The sequence below is a fragment of the Prevotella sp. P3-122 genome, assembly GCF_002251365.1.
Classification (GTDB): Bacteria; Bacteroidota; Bacteroidia; order Bacteroidales; family Bacteroidaceae; genus Prevotella.
In genome coordinates, this window is sequence record NZ_NPJH01000079.1 from 212,879 (window position 1) to 225,185 (window position 12,307).

The following is a 12,307-nucleotide window of genomic DNA, read 5'->3' on the forward strand; positions in this document are numbered from 1 at the left end:
TCCTATAAATCAGATGTCATTCATACTTCTGCTCGTCGATGACCTTGCCTTCATTATCCACCGCACGCCAATGCACAATGTTTCGAGCCTCTGATGAAATAGTCACTCCGCATTTTGTTATTGTGCGTCCGTCGGCTTCGTAGGGAATGGCATAGCCCTTGGAGTCTATCTGGGCCAAGGCATTATCTATGGTGTCATCGACTTTCAGTTCGAGGACATAGATGTCGTTCTTGGTCTTTATTACCACATCGGCTCTACCGAGCACGCTCTTTACCTCAGTGTCCACCTTGCTGTTGAGCAAAGAGAACACCACATACATCAGCAACTTGTAAAATGCCTCCTTTTTCTTCTTCGCCATCCACTCCTTGCGGGTGATGATGTCATAGGGCAAGGAGGCTATGTAGGAGCGGAGTTCGGTAAGTGCCGATGGCAGGTCGCCTTTTACCAAAGCACGGGCCATATCAAGGATGGTGGCATTCCTGTCCCAATCGGAGATATCCATCAAATAGCTTGTCAAACTATACACCATGCCCTGACGCACCTCGTAGTTGGGGAAGTGAAGTGTGTAGGAATCCAGCAGCTTATCATAAGATGCAATGGTAAGATAGCCGCTCTGATAAAGCATCGGAACAGGAGTCGAAGCGCTTTCACATGGCACATTGAAATCCTCCAACGACATCTCCACCCCATCGAAATCGAGAGGGTTAAAGTTGGGGAAGTGTTTAAGATGTTCAATGAGCGATGCCGATGTACCCGACTCAAACCAGTAGTGTCTTGTAGCCTTGTCGTTGAGTGCATTCAAAAGACTGTATGGGGCATATACATCCTGACTGTTTTCTGAGAAATGATATCCGTCATAGTTCTTTTTGAGCACGGCGTATGCCTCGCGGGCGCTAATGCCAAGACCTTCGGCATATTCCTCAACGCAAGGACGCAAGACGGTGTTGAGTTCTTCCTGGGTAATTCCACACAGACCTGAATACTCATCAAACATAGAAACTTGTTTCAAGTTGTTAAGCTCCGAGAAGATGCTCATCTGAGAAAACTTCGTTACTCCAGTGATAAAAACAAACTTAAGATATGCGCCCTCATCCTTCAGCACCTGGTAGAACTCACGTAGCATCATGCGCATTTCTTCCATTTGTTTTGTGTCGTAGAGCAATCGCATAACGGGAGCGTCGTATTCGTCGAGGATGACCACGACACGCTCGCCTGTCTTTTCACAAGCCCTATGAATCAAGCCACGGAAGCGGGCTCCTGGAGTTTCCTCCTCCGTATTACGCCCATAAAGTCTTTCGTAGTCGGCAATAAAGTTTTCCAATTTTGATTTCGCCTCGCTCACTTTAAGATTCTTCAGTCCGCTCATTGTGAAATGCAGCACGGGATATGTCTTCCACTCCTTTTCCATGTCCATAATATTCAGCCCCTCAAACAGTTCTTTCTTGCCTTGGAAATAAGCCTTGAAGGTGTTGCATAACAACGACTTGCCGAAACGGCGGGGACGGGCAAGAAAGACATATTTATATTTATCGACAAGGTCAAACATTATGTCTGTCTTGTCAACATACACTAAACCCTTTTGGCGAATCTCGGCAAACTGGTCGGTATCTACAGGGTACTTGAATTTGCTCATATCATCTGCATTTTATCAAACAAACATTTTCATGCTGCAAAAAAACGAATTTATTATGGAATACGCAAGTATAATATCCTAAAATATGTCAACAATGCGCAAGTTTGAAGAACCTCATCTTTCATTCCTATATGCAGACGGAGTCTTACCGGTATGCGACTTGAAGAAACGGACGAAATGCTGGGGATATTCAAAGCCGAGACGACTGCTGATAATTGTAATGGTCAGCGCCTCATCATTAAGGAGTTGTTTGGCATAGGCAAGAACATGATCAGAGATGATGTCCTTGGCAGTACGCCCCGTTTCCACACGCACCAGATTGCCGAAATAGCCGTTAGACAGGCAGCATTTGTCTGCAAAATAAGCTACCGTTGGCAAACCGTCATGCAGGGCTTTTGTGGAGATATAATCGTCAAGTAGTTCTATGAATTTCTTTACCACAGAATGGTTTATCTCCTCGCGGGTTATGAACTGGCGGTCGTAGAAGCGGAGGCAATAGTTCAGCAGCAATTCTATGTTGGAGACGATAAGTTCGCGTGTATGCTTGTCGATGGCTCGGTGCAGTTCCTGCTCTATCATCGCAAGCACACCCCGAAAGACTTCCACTTCCTGGGCGGAGAGATGTAAAGCCTCGGTACTGGAATAGCCGAAGAACTCGTAGCGGTTGATCTGCCTGCCTAATGCGGTGCGGTTGAGAAGGTCGGGATGGAACACCAAGGCCGTGAACTTGGCAAAAGGCACATCGGGGTTTGGTTCCACATTAACCACCTGCCCTGGGGCAAAGCTGGTCACGGTCATCTCGTCGAAGTCGTAGGGTGTGCGACCGTAAGAGAGCTTGCATCCCTTGTTCTCCTTGAGATAGATGGCATAAACGCCATAGTGCATCACACACTCCTTGATGTGCTCCGTATTCTCCACATGCACCACGCTCACCAAGGGATGAAGTGTCTCCACCCCCTGATAGTCGTTGAAGTCTTGTATGGTATTGATAAAAATCTCTTCCATATTATTTTATTGTTTCTGAAACCCAAGCTTCCATCTCTTTCTCACTGACATGATTCAGCAGCTTACCTGTCTGCCACTTGATGTTTGGATAAGACTGTTTCAGTACGGCAACACTGTTGGCGATGGTGCTGCTTCCGGACGTTGCAAAAGGAATCACAGTCTTGCCTGCCAAGTTTGCTGTTTCAATGAATGTGTTGACTGTTCTTGGTGCGAGGTCCCACCATATAGGATAGCCCAGAAAGACGTAGTCATACTTACTCACATCCACAGAAACGGCTTTTATTTCAGGCCGCGCCTTAGGATTATTCATCTCTACCGAACTACGCGACTGTTTGTTTGTCCAGTCGAGGTCGGCACTGGAATATGGTTTCGCCGAAGCTATCTCACAGATGTCGGCATCAGCGATTTTTGCAATTTGCTTTGCCACTTGCCTTGTTGTTCCCGTTGCCGAGAAATACACTACCAATACTTTTTTCTTTTCCATGATGTTTTGGGATTTGTTTTGTGAACAAGCCGATGCCGCAAACACTGTCAGCACAGCCAAAAGCAAGTATTTCAGATGATTCATAATGCAAAGTTATCGTGATTATTTTCCTTTGACCTTCTCATACTCAGCGTCGGATACCGGTTCCAGCCACTCATTGGATGCGTTCTCTCCCTCTATCTCAAAGGCGAGATGAGCGAACCAACTGTCGGCAGCGGCTCCATGCCAATGCTTCACGCCGGCAGGGATGTGAATGACCGTCCCCGGGAGAATCTCCTGTGCAGGCTTTCCCCATTCCTGATACCAACCACGTCCAGCCACACCGATAAGCATCTGTCCTCCGCCTTTTGTGGCATGGTGGATGTGCCAGTTGTTGCGGCAACCAGGTTCGAAGGTGACATTGGCAATGGGAACCTGCTCGCCGGAAATACGTGCCAGATAACTGTTGCCCTTGAAATACTGGGCATAGGCAGTGTTGGGTTCGCCAATGGGGAAAATCATCTCTTGTTGGAAACGAGTCTTCGCATCTTCCAGCGAGGTGTCTTCTTTCCAGACATCCTTAGCCTGACGAAAAGCCGCCCATGCCTTGGGCCATCCTGCATAGAAAGCGATATGTGTGATGATTTCCGATATTTCCGTTCTTGTGATGCCGTTCTTCTTCGCCTCCTGCAAGTGGTAGGTTAGTGATGAGTCGGTGATGCCCTGACTAATTAGTGAGGTGAGAGTGACAAGGCTGCGGTCGCGAAGGCTTAGCAGGTCGTTGCGGCTCCACACTTCGCCAAAGAGAATGTCGTCGTTGAGCCGGGCAAACTCAGGGGCAAACTCGCCCAACTGCGTGCGGCCTGCCGTCTGTACTATTTTCTTCTGTGCCATAACGTTTAGTGTCGTTATTGTTATGAATGATATGAATATGATAAAACGTGTCATTCGCATACTGTAATAATCCCCCCTCGCTGTCAGACCCCTTTACCCATTTCATAGGCCTGCATCAGGCTGGCGTTGCCTTCAATATCTCTCGCATCGGTTACGCCTCCGCAGAAGAGATGTCCCTTGAGTGAAGACTTGCCGTAGCAGTCAATCCAACCTGTCAGACCAATCTCGGCACGTCGGGGAGTATCCTCTTCAGCTTCGGCAGCTGTGGTGAGCAGATAGATGTCGCGGAAACGGTAGTTTTTCCGGTACATAGCATTCATGCGGTCGATGAGAGTCTTCATCTGTCCGCTCATCTCATAATAGTATATAGGTGTTGCCCAGCAGACCACATCGGCATTCAGCACCTTCGCCATAATGTCAGGCACATCGTCCTTGAACACACATGCACCCGTTTTCTGACAACTCAGGCAACCCACACAAAACTTGATTTCCTTTCCACGAAGGGAAATCTTCTCTACCTCATTGCCCGATGCCTTGGCACCTTCAGCAAACTTTTCTGCCAGCATATCGCTGTTAGACCCAGCACGAAGGCTGGTGGAAATAACTATTACCTTTTTCATCTTTTGCTTATGCTAAAATTTATATAACCATTACCATTCACTCTTCTTTCATTACTTTTTATCGGATAATCTTTAAAACATCCTCTACGATTTGCTCATCCAGCAGACGATTGTCGCTGAGTAATTGTTGCAGGTCGAAGCGGTCGTAGAGATCTTTCTTGATGCCACCAACCAGCACTTTCATGTCGGATGTGCTGTAATAAGAGGCGATGCGTTCACCGAATCCGCCATCCTTCGAGCCGTCTTCAAGAGTCACAACAAGCCTGTGGCTTGCCTTGAGAGCCTCCAGTGTGCCGGCATCTACTGCATTCAGGTAACGAGGATTGATAAGCGTAGCATCGATGCCTTGCTCTGACAGCAGACGAGCCACATTCTCACCCTTCTGATAGAATGATCCGGCAGCAATGATTGCCACTTCAGAACCTTTATGCATCACTTTATAGCGTGACTCATAACAATACTCCGTATCAACCGTTTCGGTAGTGTGAACTACGCCATTGCTTGGGACACGGATGGCGATAGGTTTCTTGTCCTGAATGATGGCCCAGCGAAGCATGGCAAAGTATTCCTCACAGGTGGTCGGGGCAAGATATATAAGTCCTGGAATACTGCACAGCATAGGTATATCGAACAGACAGATGTGGGTGATGTCATTCATCGTACCTGCACCTCCCCAAACCACATTGATTACAGCAGGATTGGAGTTGATGCAAAGGTCTTGCGCTATCTGGTCGTATGTGCGCTGGATGAAGGTGCTGTAAACCGTCCAGACGGGACGAAGACCACCCTTTGCCATACCGCTTGCCATGGCGCAAGCCTGTTCCTCGGCAATGCCCATGTCGATGTGTTGCTTGCCTGCCTCTTTACGCTTGTCTGGAGAAAAGCCTGCGGCTGCAGGAGTTCCTGCTGTGACTGCGATGAGTGTAGGATCGTTCTTCATCTCACGGAGCATCCAGTTGCTGTAGAGTTCTTCATAGCTCTCTGCACTATTAGCACTATTTGAACTTCTTGAACCATCTTCTACGTTGAATGGCGCACCCCAATGCCATGCTTCCTTATTATCGATAGCAGGTTGGAAACCATGTCCTTTCTCCGTATGAATGTGTACGACCGTTGGCTTGTCTGTATCCTTGACCGACTGGAACACCTCGATCAGTTTCTGCAGGTCATTGCCTTCTTCCAGGTATTTGTATTCAAATCCCCACGCCTTGAACCAGTTGTGCTGGCACTCTCCATTGCTTTCCCTAAGGGCACGAAGATTCTTGTAGATGCCACCATGATTCTCTGCAATTGACATCTCGTTGTCATTCACCACGATGATGATGCCTGTGCCCAATTCCGATGCCTCATCAATCCCCTCAAGAGCCTCGCCGCCTGAGAGCGAACCGTCACCTATGATGGCAATGATGTTCTCACTGGTTCCCTTGATGTCGCGAGCCTTCTGCAAGCCTGTAGCCAGACTTACGGATGTGGAAGTATGACCCACTTCAAAGTTGTCATACACAGGACTTTCGGCTGGCGAAGAATATCCGCTGATGGCGTTCATGTCGTCCACGTCGCCCAGAAAACCCGATGCACGACCAGTAAGCACCTTGTGAGGATAGCATTGGTGTGAAACGTCAAACACAAACTTGTCCTCTGGTGCGTTGAATACATAATGCAGAGCCACCGTTGCCTCCACGAAACCCAGGTTAGGTCCTACATGTCCACCATGCTTACTAACACGGTTCAATACGGCAGTACGTGTCTCTTCTGCCACAACTTTCAATGCCTCCAAATCCAGCTGTTTCAAGTCGGCTGGCGACTGTATCTTTTCTATATACATTGTATTTTGTTTTAAATTCGAGTACAAAGGTACTCACATTATTTATATTCTGACATACCTGATTTTGGGGAGTTATAACCATTTTTTAGGTTTTCATCGCCGTCGTTGCTATGAGGAATTACGTCTGCTATACTCTGTCTGTAATCAGAAATGAATTAAGCAGACCCTAATTTAATATTATGAAACACCCCCAAATTCCACTATTCAGTCTCTTTTTATTACAGAGAAGTGGTATTTCCCGGATTGAAGTTCAAGCATAGCATAGCCTCTATCAAATTTTATATCAACAATACCTTTTGATCCTTTACCAATTATTCGGCCTCCTTCACAAATATCTTTTAGTCGATGTGCAGGGAGAATCAATGTTGTGGTTGTATTTGAAGGTACTGTTATTTCATATTCTGTTCGACCGGACTCAACAGTCCATCCACTCTCTATTCTTCCATACGGTGAGTCGTAGTGACCTTTTGCATATTTTAGTTTTCCTGTTGGGTCAACCTCCGGTTTAATTATAAAGTGCTTGAATCCTGGCGAAGTTTCATCACGTCTTATACCAAGAGAATAGTTGATTAACCAAGCCCCAACGGCTCCAAAAGAATAGTGATTGAATGAGTTCATGCGATTGTTCCCGCCAAACCCGTTGGAGTGAGTGTATGAATTCAACCTTTCCCAAATTGTCGTAGCACCTTGCTTCACTGGGTAGAGCCAGGAAGGATACTGCTCGTTGAGGAGAAGATTATAAGCGATGTCACTCCTTCCACCGTCAGACAGGGCCTTGCTAATCCATGCAGTACCGATAAATCCTGTCAACAAAGCGTATGGAGCGCATACAGAACCATTATCCATGGTGCCTTGCCGTTCAATAGTTTCTGCCAGGTTAGAGACACAATTGTTGTAAGTTTTTCCATCCAACACACCAAGGGCGATAGGCAATACATACGATGTCTGTGTATCGACAAGTTGTCCCTTTCTCCTTCCTCCAAATCCAGAAGATATTGTTTTTCCTGTTGCCTGTTCAAGGTATGTGTTGTTAAAGAACGCTATTCTTTCCTGTCGCTTGTCCGCAAAGTATTTCTCGTCGTCTGCTTTCCCAAGGAGAGCCGCGGTTTTTCGCATTATGTCCAAGTCATATATCAAGTATGCTTCCCAAAACAGCGACTTGTCGTTTTTCTCGTCTTCAAGCCCCAGCCAGTCGCCGAGATCGCCCCATGCGTTGTCCTGTACGATAATGTTGGTTTGGGGGTCTATTGTCTTTTTAAATATAAAATCAATGTATTTCTTCATCGCGTCATAATGTTCTTCCAGCATCCTTTTGTCATTGTATTGCTGATAGCTCTCCCAGGCTACTGTTATGGCCGCACTTCCCCAAAGAAGCCCACCAAATCCTCCACCAAGAGGAGCTATGTCGGGCATTCGTCCGTCCGCACGCTGCACGTCCCTCATGGATTGCAGATACCTGCGCAGAAACTGGGGAATGGATGCCATATAGGAAGCAGTTCGTGAGAATACAGAAATGTCGCCTGCCCATCCAAGCCTTTCGTTTCGTTGTGGGCAGTCTGTTGGTATTGAGACGAAATTTCCGAGTGTTGACCACGTTATGTTGCTCCACAACTTGTTGACGAGCTCCGACGATGTTTCATATTGAGCATCTATGCCTTTGATTGAACTGAGCACTATCCCCTCTACATTGTCCAAGGGAAGTTCTTCTTCTATGCCTGAAATTTCAATGTATCTGTAGCCATGATTGGTAAATAACGGTTTAAATGTTTCTTCTCCACCTTTAGCAATATAAATATCCTGCGCCATGGCCGCCCTGATATTCTCAAGCATTAATGTACCTTCCTTTCCTTCATATTCAGGCAGTTCGGGATATAATATCTCCGCGTAGCGGAAACGTATTTTTGTGCCTGGCGTAAGCCCTGAAAACTTTATCTGCGGAACACCCACCATGTTCTGACCCATATCATATATGAACGATTTCGGCGTTGTCCTCTTTACTGCTTGTGCCCTGATGGTTCTGTTTTTGCTTATTGTCTGGCCATACTGGGCAACAAGTCTAAAATGACTGTAATCATCAACAGCAGGCCCATTGCCCCAACCCGTCGAACTGACATGCCCTATGGTAGGAATCACTACTGCTTGTTTCCATGTGGCGTCAGCATAGCCTGATGTGGTCCAGAGGGAATCGTCTTTCCTTGCATCATACACCTCACCTTGAAACAAACTACTGTAAATCAAAGCACCATCAACAGAATATTTCCAGCTATGCGGATCAGTAACAATGTTTTCAACACTTCCGTCCTTGTAATATATTGTCAACTTTGCCAATAGTGACAAACGGTCGCCGAAATAGTTCCAATTCTGACCTTCGAATGTAGCGCCTCCGCTCCACCATCCTTCGCCCAAAATAGCTCCGATGGCGTTCTCCCCCACCTTCAGCATGGGGGTGACATCGTAAATCTGATAAAGATGTGTCCTGTTGTACTGTGTTATACCTGGATTAAGCCAATCGTCACCAACCCTTTGTCCATTGACATAAAACTCATATACGCCTCTTGACGTAACATAAAGTCTCGCCTTGGCTATTTCCTGGTGTATCGTAAGGGCTCTTCTCAGTCGTGGCATTGTATGAATAGAAGGGTCAGTCATTACAAACAATCCTACTCCACATGTGTCGAGGCTTGCGACCTTTCCGATCTTCCCCGATGGCGAACGATAATTAGATATTACAAAATCTGAAAACCTTGCCTTTTGTCCTTTCTCTAAATATACTCCAACTTCGCCAAGAACGGGAAAGGCAATAAAATCTCCTCCCTGTCCCAACGGATTCAGGTTGGCACGTCCTAAATGTTTACCATCTATCTTGATGTTTGTGTCACCAAGATTTGACGACAGTTCTATTCTGTGTGAACCAAAGACATTGTCATTGTTCACAATCCCGTCAGGTATTTCCACCGACCATATTCTTTTTTCGCCTGTTTCTTTGTCGCCATATCCTTTGCGAAAGATGTTCAGATGCGCCAGTTCTCCATTTTCAACTCTTGAAGCATCAAGTTCAACCCTAATATAAGTTGAATCTATCTTGTTCTTGATTCCCATAATATTGAGGTGCGAATCGAGCAGTCTTTCGTCGTTACCACCATAAAGAATTGAGGCCTTTGTCGAATGGCGCTGTTTGTCAAGAGTTACAGAACATCCTATACTAAAGACAGGCAAATACTGAGAATAAAGAAACTGGTCATCGTCATCTGTACCAATCCATTGTGCTCCATTCCAGATGGCATCATTCTCATCATTTGCCATCAATCCCGTTTCAAAGGTCGATGAAGCCGTATGCACATTGTCCTTATTATCCCAGACCTCAACGGCCCAAGTGTAACTTGTGGCTGGAGCAAGTTTCTCACCGCCAAAAACGATGTTGAGCGACTCGTCCGACTCAACCTTGCCACTGTCCCATACTCTCTTACCATATTCATCTTCAACAACGATTCTGTATGCCTTCTGACATTGTCCCTTACTATGATCCTTGTCAGCCATCTGCCAAGAAAAGCGCGGTCGTAGTGTCTCAATGCCCATCGGTCTTTGTTCGTATTCAACCAACAGATTTCTTATTGTTACGTCTTCAGCAACAGCCAATGACATATTGGCTGTTATGAATAATAAAGCGGTAAGAATTTTTTTATATGTATTCATAAGGATAAAAATATGACACACATAACTACTGGTCTATGTGATTAACAATCTTGTTTGCAGAATTTGTGACTTTCGCTTCTTGGCGCATACTACACGAAAGAAAAAGGAAAACAAATAGGATGAGCGCTACTGTATTTCTCATTTCATGTTCTTTTTGATGAAATCAACTAGCTTGTCCCAAGGAATCCTATTTTTTGCCATGCCCTTACCTTCCAGTTCGGTGTAGCCTCCATCGTAGAGGTCGCAATGGCTGGCATCGGGGATGATGAGCAACTCCTTGTTCCCTGGCACAGGATTTGGCTTGCGGACTGCATCATATCCAGTGGCTTTACCCTCTACCATATACTTGTAAGCAGCCTCGCCGAAGTAACGGGAATGGGCTTTCTCGCCATGCATGATGAGCACCGCCGAACGTATCTCATTGATATAATAGAGGAAGCGCGCATTGGAATAGGCCTGACAGCCAAAGGTATGCCAACCGTCGTTGCTGTTGCCCGAATGAGGATGGTAGCCACGACTCGTCTTGTAGTAGTCATAATAGTCCTTGACAAACTGCGGGGCATCGGCAGGCAACGGATCTACCACTCCACCTCCTTGCGTCAACTTGCCCGTACGTGCAGCCTTTGTGCGTTCGGCAGCCATGGCCTTGCGTGCGGCATAACGGGCTTCCTCGCTGTCGTTCTCATCAAAATAGCCGTTGCCGTTCACTCGACACATGTCATACATAGTGCTCGCCACCGTGACTTTGATGCGAGGGTCAACGGCAGCCGCATTAAGCGCTATGCCGCCCCATCCGCAAATACCGATGATGCCTATCTTCTCCTCGTCCACATCTGGAAGGCAGGAAAGAAAATCCACCGCTGCCAAGAAATCTTCGGTATTGATGTCAGGTGAAGAAGTGCGCCGGGGCTCACCGCCACTTTCCCCTGTAAAGGAAGGGTCGAAAGCACAAGCGACAAATCCTCGTTCCGCCATCCTCATGGCATAGAGTCCACTCGACTGCTCCTTTGATGCTCCGAAAGGTCCGCACACAGCAAGCGCCATTCCGTTACCTCCACTTTTGGGTGTGTATAGGTCTCCCACAAGTGTGATGCCATATTGATTCTTGAACTCCACCTTCCGGTGATTGACTGTCTCGCTCAACGGGAACACCTTGTCCCATTTTTCTTCTGTTCTTTTGTCCTGCACATCCTGTGCCGATGCATTGGTTGTAATTGCCATCGCCATCGAAATTAATAATATAAATACGTTCTTTTTCATAATCACTTGGTGAATAACTTTTCGGTTGCTTCTTCGCAACCGGGAATAGGGCTTGTCATGATGATGCGGAGCGGAGCGTAACATCGGCATGGTGCCTGTCTCTGATTCCCGGTTGCTTCTTCGCAACCGGGAATAGGGCTTGTCATGATGATGCGGAGCGGAGCGTCGCATCGGCATGGTGCCCGTCTCTGATTCCCGGTTGCAAAATTACAACAAACGGATCAAAGAAGCAATACCTGAATCGTGGAAATGATTACCATTAGTCATGTTTTGCTCAAAAGTCATTTTCATTGGTTTTTTATGGTCGTACGACATGGGGTGCTGTGGACGTACGTTAAAAGGGGCTATGGACGTACGGTGTTAGGGGGTAAGGACATATGCATGGTTTCTGAACAGTTCTTGAACGGGAATGAATAGGCTTAAGATCGCTTGTCTTATGTGGAATCTTTGCATCAGAAATAAGAGATAAACGGTATCTAATGAGGTCTTTGACTTACTGCAACATTGATTGTTTTTGTGAACAGCAATTAACATAAATGTACCAGCAATTATCAAAAAAATATTTTCTTTAATTGCTGATTAATTGCTGGGAATTGCTGTTCCAGCATAATAACTACTCTTAACTTGTTTTCTTTTGAACAGCAATTTACAGCAATTGGACGGCAATTTTCAAAAATTATTGTTCATCCGACATTTCGAGTGATTACCATTTATAGCAGTGTGCTCTGTATTTGATACCTTCATTGCCGATAAGGTTATAAATCTTGTCTGTGGCGTATTCATATTGGCGGTTCATGCTATATCTCGAGTGACAATATATTGTTGCGTGGTCTATGCATATATATATCATTGCCGATAAGGTTAATAACCTTACGCCTGCAAGGTTAATAACCTTAAGGCCGTAAGGTTATTGT

At 46.1% G+C, this 12,307-nt stretch carries 8 protein-coding genes; all 8 read right to left on the minus strand.

The window, feature by feature from the left end; all coding sequences use genetic code 11:
• Nucleotides 1-16 precede the first annotated feature (16 nt).
• The 8 genes from CIL02_RS12880 to CIL02_RS12915 all read right to left on the minus strand — a co-directional run bounded on the left by CIL02_RS12880 (nt 17) and on the right by CIL02_RS12915 (nt 11,393).
• Nucleotides 17-1,633, minus strand: a complete 1,617-nt coding sequence (locus CIL02_RS12880) for an ATP-binding protein (RefSeq protein ID WP_094402290.1) — start codon at nt 1,631-1,633, stop codon at nt 17-19.
• Nucleotides 1,634-1,747: 114 nt separating this feature from the next.
• Entirely contained in the window at nt 1,748-2,638 is an 891-nt protein-coding gene (locus tag CIL02_RS12885; protein ID WP_094402292.1) for an AraC family transcriptional regulator, read from the minus strand.
• A gap of 1 nt (nt 2,639) precedes the next feature.
• A complete protein-coding gene (locus CIL02_RS12890; RefSeq protein WP_094402294.1) occupies nt 2,640-3,206 on the minus strand; it encodes a flavodoxin in 567 nt (188 codons plus the stop codon).
• 18 nt (nt 3,207-3,224) lie between these two features.
• A complete protein-coding gene (locus tag CIL02_RS12895; protein ID WP_094402296.1) occupies nt 3,225-4,049 on the minus strand; it encodes a carboxymuconolactone decarboxylase family protein in 825 nt (274 codons plus the stop codon).
• A gap of 29 nt (nt 4,050-4,078) precedes the next feature.
• Entirely contained in the window at nt 4,079-4,615 is a 537-nt protein-coding gene (locus CIL02_RS12900; RefSeq protein WP_094402298.1) for a flavodoxin family protein, read from the minus strand.
• A 58-nt stretch (nt 4,616-4,673) separates the two neighbouring features.
• Entirely contained in the window at nt 4,674-6,440 is a 1,767-nt protein-coding gene (locus CIL02_RS12905) for a 1-deoxy-D-xylulose-5-phosphate synthase (protein WP_094402300.1), read from the minus strand.
• A gap of 204 nt (nt 6,441-6,644) precedes the next feature.
• Nucleotides 6,645-10,133 (minus strand): alpha-L-rhamnosidase, encoded by a 3,489-nt coding sequence (locus tag CIL02_RS12910; protein ID WP_094402325.1) that lies wholly within the window; start codon nt 10,131-10,133, stop codon nt 6,645-6,647.
• A gap of 138 nt (nt 10,134-10,271) precedes the next feature.
• Nucleotides 10,272-11,393: an alpha/beta hydrolase gene (locus CIL02_RS12915; RefSeq protein WP_141210233.1), complete on the minus strand. Its 1,122-nt coding sequence runs from the start codon at nt 11,391-11,393 to the stop codon at nt 10,272-10,274.
• Nucleotides 11,394-12,307: the final 914 nt, after the last annotated feature.